Source organism: Rhodococcus sp. T9N (assembly GCF_024436645.1).
GTDB lineage: Bacteria > Actinomycetota > Actinomycetes > Mycobacteriales > Mycobacteriaceae > Rhodococcus_F > Rhodococcus_F qingshengii.
Genome location: NZ_JAMSKS010000003.1, coordinates 1 through 15,960 on the forward strand (window position 1 = coordinate 1; position 15,960 = coordinate 15,960).

At 62.8% G+C, this 15,960-nt stretch carries 14 protein-coding genes and 1 riboswitch; of the genes, 5 read left to right on the forward strand and 9 right to left on the reverse strand.

The annotated features are described in order from the left end of the window. Nucleotides 1-142: 142 nt before the first annotated feature. The 7 genes from metE to M1L53_RS06415 form a co-directional block, all read right to left on the reverse strand. Nucleotides 143-2,407: a 5-methyltetrahydropteroyltriglutamate--homocysteine S-methyltransferase gene (gene metE / locus M1L53_RS06385; protein WP_042451509.1), complete on the reverse strand. Its 2,265-nt coding sequence runs from the start codon at nt 2,405-2,407 to the stop codon at nt 143-145. Nucleotides 2,408-2,565: 158 nt separating this feature from the next. Then, nucleotides 2,566-2,767: riboswitch (cobalamin riboswitch) on the reverse strand. Between the two features lie 105 nt (nt 2,768-2,872). Further along, on the reverse strand, nt 2,873-3,310 hold the full coding sequence (locus tag M1L53_RS06390) for a helix-turn-helix domain-containing protein (RefSeq protein WP_003940179.1): 438 nt from the start codon (nt 3,308-3,310) through the stop codon (nt 2,873-2,875). 219 nt (nt 3,311-3,529) lie between these two features. Next, complete coding sequence (locus M1L53_RS06395; RefSeq protein WP_054188901.1) at nt 3,530-4,159, reverse strand: response regulator transcription factor; 630 nt, start codon at nt 4,157-4,159, stop codon at nt 3,530-3,532. Next, nucleotides 4,156-5,280 carry a sensor histidine kinase gene (locus M1L53_RS06400; RefSeq protein ID WP_042451298.1) on the reverse strand — a complete coding sequence of 375 codons (1,125 nt, stop codon included), beginning with the start codon at nt 5,278-5,280 and terminating at the stop codon, nt 4,156-4,158. Before M1L53_RS06400 ends, M1L53_RS06395 begins: the two co-directional genes overlap by 4 nt. Continuing rightward, nucleotides 5,281-6,075 carry an ABC transporter permease gene (locus M1L53_RS06405; protein WP_007733595.1) on the reverse strand — a complete coding sequence of 265 codons (795 nt, stop codon included), beginning with the start codon at nt 6,073-6,075 and terminating at the stop codon, nt 5,281-5,283. After that, nucleotides 6,075-7,031 carry an ABC transporter ATP-binding protein gene (locus tag M1L53_RS06410; protein ID WP_003940598.1) on the reverse strand — a complete coding sequence of 319 codons (957 nt, stop codon included), beginning with the start codon at nt 7,029-7,031 and terminating at the stop codon, nt 6,075-6,077. The genes M1L53_RS06405 and M1L53_RS06410 overlap by 1 nt, the downstream gene beginning before the upstream one ends. Nucleotides 7,032-7,076: 45 nt before the next feature. Further along, complete coding sequence (locus M1L53_RS06415) at nt 7,077-8,024, reverse strand: DMT family transporter (RefSeq protein WP_054188900.1); 948 nt, start codon at nt 8,022-8,024, stop codon at nt 7,077-7,079. 68 nt (nt 8,025-8,092) lie between these two features. On the opposite strand from M1L53_RS06415, the gene M1L53_RS06420 reads away from it, so the two are divergent. Together M1L53_RS06420 and M1L53_RS06425 are read left to right on the forward strand one after the other, a co-directional pair. Further along, nucleotides 8,093-8,638 carry a CGNR zinc finger domain-containing protein gene (locus tag M1L53_RS06420; RefSeq protein ID WP_003939872.1) on the forward strand — a complete coding sequence of 182 codons (546 nt, stop codon included), beginning with the start codon at nt 8,093-8,095 and terminating at the stop codon, nt 8,636-8,638. A 113-nt stretch (nt 8,639-8,751) separates the two neighbouring features. Next, nucleotides 8,752-10,050, forward strand: a complete 1,299-nt coding sequence (locus M1L53_RS06425) for an NtaA/DmoA family FMN-dependent monooxygenase (protein WP_050654749.1) — start codon at nt 8,752-8,754, stop codon at nt 10,048-10,050. Here the strand turns inward: M1L53_RS06425 and M1L53_RS06430 are convergent. Both M1L53_RS06430 and pruA read right to left on the reverse strand, forming a co-directional pair. Further along, nucleotides 10,047-11,012: a proline dehydrogenase family protein gene (locus tag M1L53_RS06430; protein WP_030535313.1), complete on the reverse strand. Its 966-nt coding sequence runs from the start codon at nt 11,010-11,012 to the stop codon at nt 10,047-10,049. The genes M1L53_RS06425 and M1L53_RS06430 overlap by 4 nt on opposite strands. After that, nucleotides 11,012-12,673 (reverse strand): L-glutamate gamma-semialdehyde dehydrogenase, encoded by a 1,662-nt coding sequence (gene pruA, locus M1L53_RS06435; RefSeq protein ID WP_054188899.1) that lies wholly within the window; start codon nt 12,671-12,673, stop codon nt 11,012-11,014. Before pruA ends, M1L53_RS06430 begins: the two co-directional genes overlap by 1 nt. A 195-nt stretch (nt 12,674-12,868) precedes the next feature. Between pruA and M1L53_RS06440 the strand changes: the two genes are divergently transcribed. The 3 genes from M1L53_RS06440 to M1L53_RS06450 are packed head-to-tail and all read left to right on the forward strand — an operon-like array spanning nt 12,869 to nt 15,953. Then, nucleotides 12,869-14,539: a CdaR family transcriptional regulator gene (locus M1L53_RS06440; protein ID WP_054188898.1), complete on the forward strand. Its 1,671-nt coding sequence runs from the start codon at nt 12,869-12,871 to the stop codon at nt 14,537-14,539. Then, nucleotides 14,536-14,853 carry a nuclear transport factor 2 family protein gene (locus tag M1L53_RS06445; protein ID WP_007733586.1) on the forward strand — a complete coding sequence of 106 codons (318 nt, stop codon included), beginning with the start codon at nt 14,536-14,538 and terminating at the stop codon, nt 14,851-14,853. Before M1L53_RS06440 ends, M1L53_RS06445 begins: the two co-directional genes overlap by 4 nt. Then, the gene (locus M1L53_RS06450) at nt 14,853-15,953 is read left to right on the forward strand and encodes a DNA alkylation repair protein (protein WP_054188897.1); all 1,101 of its coding nucleotides are present in this window, start codon (nt 14,853-14,855) and stop codon (nt 15,951-15,953) included. The genes M1L53_RS06445 and M1L53_RS06450 overlap by 1 nt, the downstream gene beginning before the upstream one ends. Nucleotides 15,954-15,960 lie beyond the last annotated feature (7 nt).

Below are 15,960 nucleotides of genomic sequence, written 5' to 3' on the forward strand. Positions count from 1 at the left end.
TACACCCGGGGGCGCGATACCGCCCCGGGTGGCACCCCTGGGGGGTCGGGTTTTGTGCTTTCGGCAAACCCGTGTTTGCCCTGCCCCCGGGGGGCTTTTTTGTTTGGCCCCACAACAAAAATGCCGCACCGGGGCTTTGCCCCTATAGCTCCGCTCGTACCAACTTCGCGGCTTCGACGAGGTTACGCAGTGACGCCTCGACCTCGACGGAACCGCGGGTCTTCAAACCGCAGTCCGGGTTGACCCACAACCGCTCGACAGGAACAGCTTTGAGTGCCTCACGCAGGGATTCGGCAATCTCGTCGACGCTCGGCACCCGCGGCGAGTGGATGTCGTAGACACCCGGGCCGACGCCGAGGTCGAACCCGACCGAACTGAGATCGTCGAGGACCTCCATGTGTGAGCGCGCCGCCTCGATGGACGTGACGTCCGCGTCGAGGCCGGCGATGGCGCCGATCACCGCTCCGAACTCGGAGTAGCACAGGTGCGTGTGGATCGCGGTGGAATCCGCGACGCCCGAGGTAGCCAACCGGAAGGCGCCGACCGACCAGTCCAGGTAGGCACGCTGATCCTCGGCACGCAGTGGGAGTAGTTCTCGTAGAGCCGGTTCGTCAACCTGGATGATTCCGATTCCGGCGGCCTGCAGGTCGACGGTCTCGTCTCGAATGGCCAGTGCGACTTGATTTGCCGAGTCGGCGAGGGGTTGGTCGTCGCGGACGAACGACCAGGCCAGAATGGTGACGGGTCCGGTGAGCATGCCTTTGACCGGCTTGTCGGTCAGGGACTGCGCGTACGTGATCCAGTCGACGGTCATCTGTTTCGGTCGGGAGACGTCGCCGTACAGAATCGGCGGACGCACGCAGCGGGTGCCGTACGACTGGACCCAACCGTTGGCGGTGGCGAAGAATCCGTCCAACTGCTCCGCGAAGTACTGGACCATGTCGTTGCGTTCCGGCTCACCGTGAACAAGAACGTCCAGGTCCAGCTTTTCCTGGAGCGCAACAACTTCGGCAACTTCGGCGCGCATACGGTTGACGTACTCGGCTTCGTCGATCTCGCCCTTGCGCAGTGCTGCGCGAGCGATGCGGATCTTCGAGGTTTGCGGGTACGAACCGATAGTCGTCGTGGGCAGCGGCGGCAGAGAAAGCAGTTCGTCCTGGGCAGCGCGACGTTCGGCGGCGGGCGCGCGACCGGTCGCCGAGTTCAGCACGGCGGCCAGGCGTCCCCGAACACTCGCATCATTGAGTCTGCGATCGTCCTTGCGGGTCGACGCGGCCGCTCGTGCCAGAGCGAACTCGTCCTCCACCGACTCTCGGCCCTGTGTGAGAGCGGTTGCGAGAGTTACTACTTCCTTGACCTTCTCGGTGCCGAACGCGAGCCACGAGCGCAGGGCCTTGTCGACATCGGCCTCTGCGTCGAGAGTGTACGGAACATGCAGCAGGGAGCACGATGTGGAGACGGCAAGAGTATCCACGCTGCCCAACAGAGCACCCAACGTGCTCAGTGCCGAATCCAGATCCGACCGCCAGATGTTTCGTCCGTCGACCACGCCGGCGACGACCAGTTTGCGGGCGAGTTCGGGGACGGAGCCGATCGAATCCTGACCGGCCACCAGGTCGACGGCAAATCCTTCGACGCCGGTGGACGCAAGCGCGGGCAGCGCCTCACGCAGCGAACCGAAGTACGACGCCAACAGGATCGACGGCCGCTCGGACAGCGCTGAAAGCTGTTCGTACGCAGCGCGTGCCGCTTCGATTTCCTCGTCGGTGCGATCGCCCACGAGGGCCGGTTCGTCGAGCTGAACCCAGCTCGCACCGGCCTTCGCGAGCCGACCGAGTAGATCCGCGTAGAGGGGGAGTAGTTCTTCGAGTCGCGAGAGCAGCGGCTCGTCAGTGCCGACAGCCTTCGAGAGCAGCAGGAAGGTGACCGGTCCGATGACGACCGGGCGGGCTGCAATGCCGTCGGAAAGTGCTTCTGCCAGTTCGGACAAGACCTTGGACGGGTCGAGTGCGAACGTGGTGGACGGCGAGATCTCCGGCACCAGGTAGTGGTAGTTGGTGTCGAACCACTTCGTCATTTCGAGCGGCGCGATGGTGTCCGTCCCACGGGCAGCGGCAAAGTAGCGGTCCAACGGATCGGCGACCGACGCGACGCGGTCGGGCAGCGCGCCGAGAAGAACTGCGGTGTCGAGCATCTGGTCGTAGAAGGAGAAGGTATTGACCGGGACGGAGTCGAGGCCCAGGTCACGGAGGTCGGCCAAGCCCTGCCGACGGAGGTCACGGGCGACAGCCTGCAGGGCGTCGGCGTCGATGCGCCCTGCCCAGTAGCTTTCGGTTGCCCGCTTGAGTTCTCGATGAGGACCGATGCGCGGTGAGCCCAGCACGGTCGAAGTGAATGTTGTTGTCACGGAGTTTCTCCAGATTGCCAATGCACTGATGGCCACTGCCGGCAGACGGGTATACCTCACGAGACCCCGAGTTTCAGCGGGCAGCACTGCCCGCACCGCACGCGAGGTCCGATGGAGATCTACACGCCCATTCCACGAGGCGGTGGACCGTCGGGCACGGCGTGCCCGACACAGTCGGCAGGTCTTCGGACTCGCGGGCACTCGATCGAGTTGGATCGAACCTACTGGCCGTCGCTTCCCAGGCGGATGCCCAGTGCACATGAACGGCGGTCGTTCCTGCTTACCGCTGCGGGACAGTCCCGGATTTTCACCGGGTTCCCTCTCACCCCGACAGCTTGCGCTGACGGAGCTTCGACGCCGGGACCGGTCTTCGGGGCTCCTCATGACCGTGCCGGGCGAACCAGCTGCATCGACCAGCATAAGGCCAACCCTCCCTGAGCAGTCAAGGAGAGTCGGCGAAGGGCGCTATGCGCGTGACATGTAGGAATTCGAGTCCGGTGGTACGCGCGGAAGATTTTCGGAGGAACGTAGATTCTCCGCCATTTCGACAAGCAGATCCTGTGAAGACGGTGAGAGGTCGACGACACGGGAGGTGAGGTTCCGCAGGCGCACGTTGTGCAGCTGTTCGAGGAGGGAGAGGTCTGCCTCGCCACCTGAGATCGCGGGCGGAGTGTGATCGGACGGGGCGTAGAAGTAGTCCGGATGGACCTTGAAGAAGTGGGCGAGGGCGGCAACCACTTCGGGTGACGGATTGGTTCGGACGCCGGTGCGCAGTTGCGACAGGTACGGCGTCGAGATGCGGCAGCCGAACTCGGTCATGCCGCGAACGACCATCGCGTTGGTGACGTGAAAGTCGGCAGTCTCGAACAGCGAGTTCAAGCGATCGTTGAACTGGTTCGACATGAGACGTCCCTTCCCCCGCTACGCACAGGCTCCGTCGGTTCAATTAACTGCATCATAGCCAGGTATCGAACGATTAGCTGTTTCGGATTCTCGCGAAGCGGTCGTTTGCAGGGAAAATCCCTAGGGTAGAAGGTCCCTACTTTGAGTGATCTGGACAAATCGCCATCACGAATCGAACGGCGAACTATTTGCCGGGGAAGGCGATTCCAGACGCGCGGATCAGAGCCAGCCGTTCGACTCGGCGATTCTGACGGCTTTCGCGCGCGTCGACGCACCCGTCTTACCCATCGCGGATGACAGATGATTTCGAACTGTCCCTGCGGACAAGAAGAGCGCCCCTGCGATGGCTGCCACGGGTGCGCCGTCGTGAGCGGCGCGCAGTACTTGGGTCTCACGCTCCGTCAGGGGCGACTCGCCGCTGACGAGGCTGTCGGCCGCAAGGGTGGGATCGACGACGCGCAGTCCGGCGTGGACACGCCTGACCGCGTCGGCAAGCTGCCTGGCGGGGGTGTCCTTGACGACGAACCCGCCGGCCCCGGCGTGCAGGGCTTTACGAAGAAATCCGGGACGGCCGAACGTGGTGACGATCAGAACCCGGGTGTCGGGTGCTGCCTCGCGGAGGGCCGCCGTCGCGGCGATTCCGTCCATGCCGGGCATCTCGACGTCCAGAAGCGCGACGTCCGGGCGGTGTTCGAGAACGGCGGACACCACCTCGTCGCCGCGACCGACCTCGGCCACCACGGACAGGTCGGATTCCAGATCGAGCAGCGCGGCCAAAGCTCCTCGCACGAGCGCCTGATCGTCCGCCAAGAGCAGCCGTATGGTTGCTCGATCGCCCTGGCTGTTCACTCTGTCTCCTGTTCGACTACCTGAAGTGCAAACCCCTGCGGCTGGGGATGAGTGATGATCACTCGTGCGCCCGACGCTCCGGCGCGCTCGCGCAATCCGATCAGACCGTTTCCGGAAGACGTCGACTCGGCCCCTCGTCCGTCGTCGACGACCGACGCACTATTTTCGTCGACCGTGATCCGGCAGTGGGTCGCACCGCTGTGTCGAACGACGTTGGTGACGCCCTCACGGATCGTCCATGCAAAGAGTTCCCGAAGACGCGTGGGAACCATGTCGGTGCTGCTCGGCACGTCGTCTTCGATACCAGCCGCACGCAATGCCTCTCGCGCTCGGGCTATCTCGACGGGAAGAGAAATCCCACGAAATCCTTCGACGGCCGAGCGCACGTCCGCCAGCGCGTCTCGAGAGAGCCTTTCGAGGTCGTCGAGTTCGTTGCGCGCACGTTCGATATCGACATCGAGTAGGCGATTGGCCAGTTCGGCTTTGATCGTGATGACGGTCAGCGAGTGCCCGAGGATGTCGTGCAGATCCCGCGCCATCCTCGTTCGCTCCTCCATGATTGCCCGCTGCTCCTGCTCTTCGCGTTCGTGGAGTATGGCGAAGTTGCGGCTGATCAGGGACATGATTCCCCAGGTCGCGAACGCGGCCGCGCAGACTCCGAGTGAGAGTCCGGAGTAGTTCCCCCATCCGGACGAGAGGCTGACTATCTCCACGGAGGCCGCGAACACCAAGGCGAGAATGCCGCCGGCGACGGTCGGCAACAGTGTCACCGCTGTCACCGCGAGGTACGGTGCTGCTGCCAAACCTGTCGGCCCGACGCTCACGATCATCACGGCGGCCAACGCGGTCAAGGCGGCCAAAGCCAGTGCAGCTTCGCGAATCGTCGGCCGAGTCATTGTCATTCGACGCCGCTGCTGCGTTGTGGCGAACGTGTAGAGATAGAGCGCACTGAAGGCGACCGTCGCGAGAATCCCTGTCCAGCCGCGCAGTTCGTCGCGCAGATTCCATCCCTCGATCAGCGGCCCGCCGAGAAATACCATCCAGACCGCCGCGAAGAGAACGCCGAAACGATTCCGCCGCGGGAGCGCGACGGAATCTTCTCGGTCAGTCGTTTGCGACAACTACACACGCTCCGTATCTCGTTGGAACCGCCAGATCGCTCCGCCGGCGAAGATGGCGAACCACACCAGGATATTGACGATCCAGGTCCAGTGAATGCTATTGCCCGTCAACGGTGCGTGGGCGAGGGCGTTGATGCCGAACATCGGGGTGAACTGTGCGATGGTCGCCCATACGGAACCGTCGGTGAGTGGTACGAAGAGTCCGCCGCCGAATGCGAGCAGAGCCAGTCCCGGTCCGAGCAACTGCATGACGTTCTCACTGGGGAGTAGGTACCCCATGAACAGGCCGAAGGCCGCGAAGATCGACGATCCCAGCCAGGCGATCAATGCCGTTGTGAACCAGAGTGATCCGTCCATCTGCGCCGAGGTGAACGCGCCGACGACGTAGACCACGAGAATCGAGACGAGACCGAGCAGCATCGCCATGATCAGTTTGACGGCGATGTAGGCGACCGGGGTCAGGGGAGTCAGCCGAAGTTGTCGGCTCCACCCGGACGCTCGTTCGATCGAGACCATCGCGCCGCCGCTGGTGGTGGCCAGCATCGCGCCGTACAGGGCCATGCTGATCATGATGTACGCGGCGACATTGCCGTGCCCGATCCCGTGGTCGTCGTCGCCTTGACCGAGACCGAAGACGAGGAAGAAGACAACCGGCATGACGAGCGTGAAGATCATCGTGCGCCGGTTGCGAGTCAGGCGATGAAATTCCAGTCGCAGTAGCGTCGTGTTGAATCCGCCGAGAGGTACGACGGTTCGCTCGGCTCCGTAGGTATTCGCTTCGGTTGCAGTGGTCATCACTTCTGTCCTTCGGAGTTGTTCGACGTGAGTGCGATGAATGCGTCTTCGAGGCCACGCGAGACGATTTCGAGATCGCGAGCCTGGGTATTGGTCAACAGGAACCGTGCAACGGCATCGGTGTCACCCGAGTGCACGAGCAGTGACTCACCGCGCACCTCGACGGCGTCGGAGTTCGGTATGGCTCGCAGGAGTTCGTCGGTGATGCCTGGAACAGTCGCGCGCAGGGTGCGTCCGGACGCCATCGCCTTGACCTCGGCGGTGGTCCCGTCTGCGACCACGGTGCCTTGCCTGACCAGGATGATGCGGTCGGCGTAGACATCGGCCTCTTCGAGGTAGTGCGTCGCAAAAAGCACAGTGCGACCGTGATCTGCGTCGGCGCGGATGGCGGACCAAAAGTCCCGACGCCCTTCGACGTCCATGCCGGTGGTGGGCTCGTCGAGAATGAGCAATTGCGGGTTCGACAGCAACGCCATCGCAAATCGCAACCGCTGTTGTTGTCCGCCTGAGCATTTGCTGACCAGGCGATCGGAGATGTCGAGGATTCCGGCTCTCCCCAGCACTTCGTCGACCGGACGGGATTGGGAGTACAGGCTGGCGGTCAGCTGCACAGTCTCGGCAACCGTCAGCTCTTTCAGTAGTCCGCCGGTCTGCATGACTGCCGAGACGAGTCCGCGGGCAATCGCCGATCGAGGTGACATTCCGAAGACGCTCACCTCGCCTGACGTCGGCCGGGACAGGCCGAGGATCATGTCGATGGTTGTCGTCTTGCCTGCGCCGTTCGGGCCGAGGAACGCGACGATCTCGCCGGGGCGGATGCTCAGGTCGATACCTTTGACGGCGTCGACGGTTCCGAAACTCTTGCGAAGTCCGGTCAACCGGACGGCGTCGTGTGCCGATCCTTCAGTGAGTGTGTGCAGTGCCTGTGGTGAATGCCGTGCCTGTGTTGAGGTCATACATAGAATCTGCTCGCTTCGAGGTCGTGATCCCTCGTCCGTCCGTCATTCTTCTGCCATGACATTTGTCATCGGGTCGGCCGGTATCTGTTTCGGTGCAACCTGACCGAGGCGCGCGAGGACCAACCCCGCGATGATTGCTGCGCCACCTACAGCTTGGAGTGCGGTGACGGATTCCCCGACCAGGATCCACGCGGCGACGACCGCGCACAGCACTTCGGTCAGCGCTACCAGAGACCCGATTGTCGGCCCCAGCAGCGTGATCGCGGCGATGCCGGTGAGATAGGCAATGACAGTGCTGACCAGGACCAGGACCACCACCGGCAGCCACACGTTCACCGAATGGTCTGCCACGACGGAGTTCGAGGCCGAGAACTGGAGGGGGAGGACGCCTACGAGTCCGAGTGCGCCGATGACCACTGCACTGACCGTGAGCCCCGATGCCGCGAGAACAACAGGATGGAGATCACCGTCCGCACGTTCGGAAATGACGAAATAGACTGCAAGGCATGCCGCGGCGGCCAGTCCCCAGGCGACTCCGACGGCACTGATCTCTGCCGATCCGAAGACGTCGATCACCACGGCGGCGCCGATCAAGGCCACCGCCGCACCGAGAAGCGTCTGCACGCTCGGACGTGCGCCCTTGGTTATCCACACCCACCCGATGACGATGATCGGTGCAAGGTACTCGAGAAGCAATGCGACGCCGACCGAAAGATGTTGCACGGCATTGAAGAAGCACAGTTGAACGCCCGAGATCGCGAACACCCCGTACAGCAGTACCGTTCGCGTGTGGGTGCTCACCTGTCGTAGGCGAGGCCATTGGGTGGCTACGGCGATCACCATCATCACCAGTGCGCCGCCGGCAACGCGCGCGAACACTGCGCCGCCGGGGGACCACCCTGATTCGATGAGAGATTTCGCGAACGGGCCCGATACGCCGAACGTTGCCGCGGACAGCAGAGCGAAGATCAAGCCGTTGCGAGAGTTCACGTCGTCACCCGTCAGGAGTAAAAGCGATTACGATGCTGACATTAGGTTGATACGGCTCAGGAGTCAAAGTGCATTTTGCTGGTGACACGGAATCGGCGCTCGTCTTCGCCGCGTCGTTGGTCAACACGGCCCGCGGCGGGGCCGAACTGCTTCCGGATCAAGAGGAGCTGACACGGTTTCTCGACGCGGATCGCTGGACCGGCAGGCGGGACGGCACACCGGAGGAATTGACGGCGGTTCGTGCGCTGCGTCCACGACTGCGAAAGTTCTGGGAAGCCGCGGGAGTGGACGACGCCGTCGAGGTGGTGAACACACTGCTACTCGAATCGGGCGCGAGGCCGCGGCTCACCAGGCACGACGACCTCGGCTGGCACCTGCACGTCACCGCTGACGATTCGCCACTGGTGGACCGGATGGCCGCAGAAGCGGCGATGGGTGTGCTCGATCTGATCCGAACCGACGAATTCTCGAGGTTGCGATGGTGTGAGGCCCCGGACTGCGAAGCGGTCTTCGTGGATTTGTCGCGCAATCGTTCGAAGCGATACTGCGACACCGGAAACTGTGGGAACAGGGCGCACGTCGCCGCCTATCGTGCCCGTAAATCCGGGGCGTGACCAAGCGGCGTTCGGAGGGATAGAACCAGGCTGAGTGAATACCTTGTCGGGAGCCAGGATCGGTCTAGCGTTGTGAATTCGGAACAGATTTCGCGAAGCCAGGAGGATGGTCGGTGGCCGATCGTAGGCGTCCACTCAAGACGGTGACCGGTGTCAGCGGGGCGGTGAGTATCTACGACGCAGCGATCGATCCGACGACGTCGACGGTCGCGTCCGCGATCGACGTCGCAAAGACGGCCGAGGCGAACAAGATCGACGGACTGTTTGCCGCCGACCTGCTGAGTTTCGGCGCGCAGGGCGCGATCGGTGCGCAGGAGCCGTTGATCTTCCTTGCCGCGCTGAGTGCGGTCACCACCCATGTGGGGCTCATCGCCACCGTCACGACGACGTTTCATCACCCATTCAACCTGGCACGGTTGTTCGGCACCCTGGACCACGTCAGCAATGGTCGAGCCGCATGGAATGCCGTCACTTCCTCACTCGGAGAAGAGAACTACAGCGACCTGGACCTGCCGAGTCCGGAGGAGCGGTACGCCCGAGCGGCCGAATCGCTCGAGGTGGTCAACGCGCTCTTCGACAGCTGGAAGCCCGGCGCCTTGATCCGGGGAGAGGGCTCTGCGGTGCTAGATCCGTCGAGGGTGGTCCCCATCGAGCACCGAGGCAAGTACTTCACCGTACAGGGGCCGTTGAACATTCCATCCCTGCCGCAGCGTCGTCCGGTCCAATTCCAGGCAGGCCAATCTGCCGGGGGTATCGAACTGGGTGCTCGCTTCGCGGAGGTCGTATTCACTTCTCTCGCAACCTTCGAGGACGCGGTCACCTACACGAAGACGATCCGCGCCAGGGCGGCAGAGTTGGGGCGTGGGGACGAACTGCCACTGATTTTCAGCTCGTTCCACGCAACGTACGGCGCTACCGAAGCCGAAGTCGAACGATTGGTCAGAGAAGCCGAGGAATCGACGGACTTCGACGCCGGACGCACCAGGCTTGCCGATATGTTCGGCGGCGGCGTGGATTTCTCGGAATTGCCGCTGGATCGGCCGATCCCGGAGTCGTTGTTGCCGGACCCGTCGTCGGTGAATCGACGGCGGGGCCGGGTCGAGATCTTCGGCAAGCTCGCATCACAAGGAAAGACTCTGCGTGAGTTGATCATCGCGTCCAAGGACACCGGCCACTGGGCAGCGGCGGGCACCCCGGAACAGCTCGCGGACGCGATCGAGGAACGATACGACGCGGGCGTACTCGACGTCATCACGCTCGGTGACCTTGCGGATCCGCGTACACGCGATTTCGTCACGAACGGGCTGCTGCCGGAACTACGCAAGCGCGGAATCGTGGGATCCGACTACGTCGGCGATACCTTTCGCGAGAACCTCGAGTTGCCACCGCTGCCACCGGTTTCCGGTGTCTAGTTGTTGGAAGCGAGTGAGCGCATGAAGAACATGAGGTTGGCCGGTCTTTCCGCGAGGCGACGCATGAAGTAGCCGTACCACTGGCTGCCGTAGGGAACGTAGACCCGCAGGTGATTGCCTTCGGCTACCAATCTGCGTTGTTCGCCGTCGCGGATGCCGAAGAGCATCTGAAACTCGAAATCCGCGGCTGTCCGCTCGGTCAGTGTGGCGAGTCCGAGGGCGGCGTCGATCATGGTGGGATCGTGGGAGGCCACCATCGGGTATCCGTCACCTTCCATCAAGACCTTCAGGCAACGCACGTACGACGCGTCGACTTCGGCGGCCTTTTGGAACGCGACGCCGGCCGGTTCCTTGTATGCACCCTTGCACAGCCGAATTCGTGAACCTGATCCGGAGAAGTGCCGGCAGTCGGCCTCGGTGCGGTGTAGGTACGCCTGCAGGACCGTGCCGAGCGTCGGGAAGTCGCGGCGCAACTCTTCGACGATGGACAGTGTCGAGTCGGTGGTGGTGTGATCCTCCGCATCGACGGTGACCCACGCGCCCACTTCGTCTGCCGCTGTGACGATTCGGTGAGCGTTCGCCAGGGCGATCTTCTCGCCGTCACCGGGAAGTGACTGCCCCAACGCGGAGAGCTTGAGCGAAACCTCCAGGGAGTGTTGCGTCCCGGCAATCTCGGAAAGCGTTGCGTACGAGCGGAGAAGGGAGAGATAGGCGTCGACGGTAGCTGTTGCCTGAGCCGGATCGGTGGTGTCCTCGCCGAGGTAGTCGACCGTCACGAACCGGCCACTGGTGAGGATGTTGCGCACCGCTGACATCGCTGCGGGTTCCGCGTCCCCGGCGACGAACCTGTCTACAAGCTTGCGGGTCAAGGTCATCCCGGAGACTGTCTTCTCCAGTCGCGACGAGCGTGCCGCCGCGAGGAGTACCGGGCGCAGTGGGTTGCTCAGCGAGACGGCACTCATCAACGGTTCTCGCTCTCGGCTGGATCGACGTCCTGGTGGGGGTAACGATGATCGGTGGGAGGAACGAAGGTTTCCTTGACGGTGCGTGTCGACGCCCAACGGAGCAGATTCTGCGGCGAACCGGCCTTGTCGTTGGTACCGGAAGCCCGCGCACCTCCGAAGGGTTGTTGTCCGACTACCGCTCCCGTCGGCTTGTCGTTGACGTAGAAGTTTCCGGCGGCGAACCGCAGACCATGATGAGCTTGATCGACGGCCGCACGGTCGGTGGCGATCACGGCGCCGGTCAGGGCGTAAGCGGATCCGCTGTCGACGCGCGCGAGGATGTCGGCGTAGGCATTGGGTGCGGAGTCGTCGTAGACGTGAAGCGAAAGGATGGGACCGAAGTACTCGGTGCTGAAGGCTTCGTCGCTCGGGTCGTCACCGAGTAGGACCGTCGGTGAGATGAAGAATCCTTCACGGTCGTCGTAGTCGCCGCCTGCTGCGATGGTGAGGCTGCTGGTCGACTTGGCGCGGACGATCGCGGCGGCGTTTCGGTCGAACGAACGTTGGTCGATGACGGCGCCGCCGAAGTTCGTCAGGTCGGTGACGTCTCCGTACTTCAGCGACGACACAGTGTCGATGAACGTGTCGCCCATCTTGGCCCACACCGACTTCGGGATGAACGCCCGTGATGCGGCCGAACATTTCTGGCCCTGGTAGTCGAAGGCCCCGCGAATCAATGCCGTCGTGAGTACGTCCGGGTCAGCGGAACTGTGTGCGAGTACAAAATCCTTGCCGCCGGTTTCGCCGACGAGACGCGGATACGTCCGGTAGTTCGAGATGTTGGCTCCGACCTCACGCCACAAACGCTGGAACGTTGCGGTGGATCCGGTGAAGTGGATACCCGCCAGTCGGGGGTCGGCAAGCGCGACCTCGGACACCAAGGGGCCGTCGCCGAGAACAAGATTGATCACCCCGGGCGGGAGGCCGGCAGCTTCGAGTAGTTGCATCGTCAGGTACGCCGCGACGGCCTGCGTGGGTGACGGCTTCCAGATCACGGTGTTGCCCATCAGGGCCGGTGCTGTGGGGAGATTTCCGGCGATGGCGGTGAAATTGAAGGGAGTGATCGCGTAGACGAAACCTTCGAGTGGACGATATTCGACGCGATTCCACACTCCCGGAGCGGAAACGGGTTGGTCGGCGAGTATCTGACGTGCGAAAGCGACGTTGAAACGCCAGAAGTCGATCAGTTCGCAGGGCGCGTCGATCTCGGCCTGGTATGCGGTCTTCGACTGGCCGAGCATTGTTGCGGCGGCGATGGTTTCGCGCCACGGGCCGGAAAGTAGATCGGCGGCGCGGAGGAAGACCGCAGCGCGGTCGTCGAACGAGAGGTCGCGCCAGGCCGGGGCGGCGAGTGCGGCGGCGTCGATGGCATCACGAACGTCCGAGTGGGTTGCGCCCGCATACGATCCGAGCACCGAACTGTGACGGTGTGGTTGAACAACGCTCTCTCGCTTACCTTCCGCAGTTCGGTGGATGCCGCCGATGACCTGCCTGATGTCGGTCGGCGATTCGGCCAGTTCGGTCAGTTTCGTACGGAGGCGCGATCGTTCCGGGCTTCCCGGCGCGTAATTGTTCACCGGTTCGTTGGCTGGGTGGGGGACATTGGTAACGGCGTCCATGACGATCCTTCGGCAGACTCAGGAGTGGGCAGTTGTCGTGTCGTGAACCAGTCAAGTCGAAAGACGTCGGCGAGTAATCCGCTGAGCGGCCAAACATCGGTGTCCGTGTTTGTCCGATCGGCTGAACCGTTTTCGCAGGAAAATGCACTATTCTCGAAGTTGAGGCGTTGCGACGGTCCGGGGAGTGGGTGGTACGTGTCTATCCGTGGGGTCAGGCTCGACGCGGTCCTTCGGGCGCTGGGCGGAGCTTTTGTCGAGCTCGTCCTCGCGCCGTCGGGTGATGACGTCTTCGTCGACTCCGTGGTGTTCGCAGAGGTCGGGGACCTCACGCGCCCCAGAACCGCGGCCGTCGAATCCTCTGAGTTCTGGCTCGCTGTCGGTATCGGCGCAGCCGAATTGGCGGCCTGGCTGAACCGCCTCGATCAGAAGGGATCAGCGCCTCGGGCCGTCATGTCGAAGGAGGCCTCGGACACGTCGGTGCGTGCGGCGGCACAGCGCGCCGGGATCGCCTTGATAGCGGTCCATCCGGATGCTCGTTGGGATCGATTGTTCACGACCATCCGGGGCGTGCTCGATCATTCGGTGTCCCGACAGGATTCGGACGACATCGTATTCGGTAGTGACACAGACTTGTTCGAGCTGGCGCAGAACGTCGCCGCAATCACGCGGGGGATGGTCAGCATCGAGGACGAGCATTCCCACGTCTTGGCCTATTCGGCATCGGGAGATGCTGCGGACGAGCTACGTCGGCAATCAATCCTCGGCCGCGAAGGACCTCGCGAATACCTCAGAAAGCTACAGGAGTGGGGCGTCTTCGAGAGCCTGCGGCGAAGCGACGACGTAGTGGAGGTGCCCGCTCACGACGACCTTGCGATCAGGCGACGGTTGGTGGTTCCGATTCGGAGAATATCCGACAATGTCAAGGGGGAGAGCGGTTTCAGCTCTGATCTTCTCGGCACGATCTGGGTGCAGGAAGGCCCGGTTCCCATTGCCGGCGATGCCGACAGCGTGCTCCGCGGTGCCGCGGCCGTTGCTGCTCGGCTGATTTCGCGCTTCCGAGACGCGCCGAGTAACGAGGCGATACAGATTCAGCGGTTGCTCGGGGTTCGCGGCGGCGGTGTCGACGTTCCTTCGCTCGCGGCCTCGTTGACCATCCCGATGTCCGGACCGGCGATGGTGGTCGGAGTGGCGAGTATCGGAAACGGTGGGCTGCCGTCTTCGGGCGAACTCGTGTCGTCTTTGCGACTGCACGCCAGCGCCTTTCAGCGTGAATCGCTGGTGAGTGCCGTCGGCACCCGGATCTATGTGCTGTTTCCGCGAACCCAATCCGTGAAATCCACAGTCTCGTGGACCCGCGAAGTTGTCGCGCGTTTGGACAAGGTGTCGCCTTCGGGGCTACGGGCCGCGGTCTCGTCGCCGGTTTCGACGCTTGCGGAGGTGGCCCAGGCTCGGGCCGAAGTGGATCGGGTCTTGGACGGAACGTCGGGGGATGTTCGTGTGACCACCCTCGCGGACTCGCGCACACCGGTGCTGCTGGGCGAAATCATGGACACCATTGCGGCCGACGAGCAACTGCACGATCCGAGAGTCGACGCCCTGGACGTCTACGACAGACGCAACGGGTCGAACATGCGCGAAAGCATCTCCGTTTACCTCGCACATTCGGGCGATGTCCGACGTGCATCCGAGCAGCTTCGGATTCACCCGAACACCCTCAGGTATCGGATCAAGAGGGTCGAGGAGATCACGGATACCGACCTCTCCGAGCCGTCGGCCAGGCTGTTGATGGAGATTCAGTTGGCGGCGTCTGCTCGGGCAGTGAGTTCGCCGAACCTGTCGGACCCCAGCAGTACTCTTCGCGAATGATCGACTCAGCGAAGGTGCCAGGCGCAGCGCGCGCGTATTTCGACGGCGGCGACGTCCGCGGCGTTTTCACCGAAGACGCAGTGGTTCGTGACGACGGCCGGACGTATGTCGGGATCGAAGAAATCGTGGCGTGGAAGTCCGCCGTGTCGACGGCGTTCACCTTCACCCAGAAGATCGAGTCGGTCAACACCCCAGGCTCGGCCGTTGTCGTGTCGGTGAAGGTCGAGGGTGATTTTCCCGGAAGCCCCGTCCAGTTACATCACCATTTCACTCTCGACGGTGATCGGATTTCCGCTCTCACGGTGTGCCCCTGATGCCCACCGCTGACGAACTGCTCGGGAAATCCGTCGTCGCCGATCTGGCAGGCTGTCTAGAGCGAGCCTCCGGTCACACACGCCTCGCCCTCGTTCGGGGTAGTACATCCGAATTCGACGGTATGAGTCTCGGCGAACGTACGCGCGTTGTGCGGGATGCGATGACTGCCGAACTGTCTCGAGATCTTCCGGCCTTCGCCGAGATCATCCGCCGTGCGCTTTCAGAAGAGACCTTCACCGGTTGGATGATCTGGCCGGTGACCGAAGCCGTCGCCGTCACGGCGACACGAAGTGGCTCCGAGTCGGATTTCGACGAGGGAATGGCTCTGCTTGCAGAGTTGACGTCGCGTCTGACGGCCGAATTCGCAATTCGCTCATTTCTCGAAACGAACCTTGACCGTTCGCTGGCGATCGCACTCACCTGGACCGGCCATGAAGACGAACACGTCCGGCGCTTGGCGACCGAAGGCACTCGTACTCGTTTGCCCTGGGGAAGACGAGTGAAAGAATTGACGGCGCGTCCCGAGTCGACAATCGTCATTCTCGACGAGCTGTATCGGGATGATTCGGAATATGTACGACGTTCGGTCGCAAACCATCTCAACGATCTCAGTCGTGCTGACGCTGCGCTCGCAGTATCGACTGCGAAGCGTTGGCTGCAGACACCGGATGCCAACACACTGAAAATCGTCAAACATGCATTGCGGACGTTGATCAAGGCCGGCGATCCAGATGCTCTGTCCCTCTTGGGGTTCTCGCCGCCCACCGACGTCGTGGTCGAGGGGTTCGTCATCGACCGCGAAACAGTTGATGCGGGTGGAGAACTCACCTTCGACTTCGCCGTCACGAACAACGGCAGCGAGTCCGTCACCGTCGTGATCGATTACATCGTCCACCACGTGAAGGCCAACGGGCAGACGACGCCCAAGGTCTTCAAACTGACAACACGAACGCTGGAACCCGGGGTGCCGGCCCGTATCGCGAAGAGGCATTCCTTCAAACCGATCAGCACCCGGAAGTACTACGCCGGCGAACATGCCGTCGAGGTGCAGATCAACGGCGTACGCCAGGTGCGAGGTGTATTCCGTTTGGACGCGTGAGGAGATC

Bases quoted from the DNA above. Each gene is read 5' to 3' on its own strand.
- M1L53_RS06390 (WP_003940179.1), bottom strand. From the start codon at position 3,310: ATGTCGAACCAGTTCAACGATCGCTTGAACTCGCTGTTCGAGACTGCC.
- M1L53_RS06405 (WP_007733595.1), bottom strand. From the start codon at position 6,075: ATGACCACTGCAACCGAAGCGAATACCTACGGAGCCGAGCGAACCGTC.
- M1L53_RS06410 (WP_003940598.1), bottom strand. From the start codon at position 7,031: ATGACCTCAACACAGGCACGGCATTCACCACAGGCACTGCACACACTC.
- M1L53_RS06430 (WP_030535313.1), bottom strand. From the start codon at position 11,012: ATGAGTGCCGTCTCGCTGAGCAACCCACTGCGCCCGGTACTCCTCGCG.
- pruA (WP_054188899.1), bottom strand. From the start codon at position 12,673: ATGGACGCCGTTACCAATGTCCCCCACCCAGCCAACGAACCGGTGAAC.
- M1L53_RS06445 (WP_007733586.1), top strand. From the start codon at position 14,536: ATGATCGACTCAGCGAAGGTGCCAGGCGCAGCGCGCGCGTATTTCGAC.
- M1L53_RS06450 (WP_054188897.1), top strand. From the start codon at position 14,853: ATGCCCACCGCTGACGAACTGCTCGGGAAATCCGTCGTCGCCGATCTG.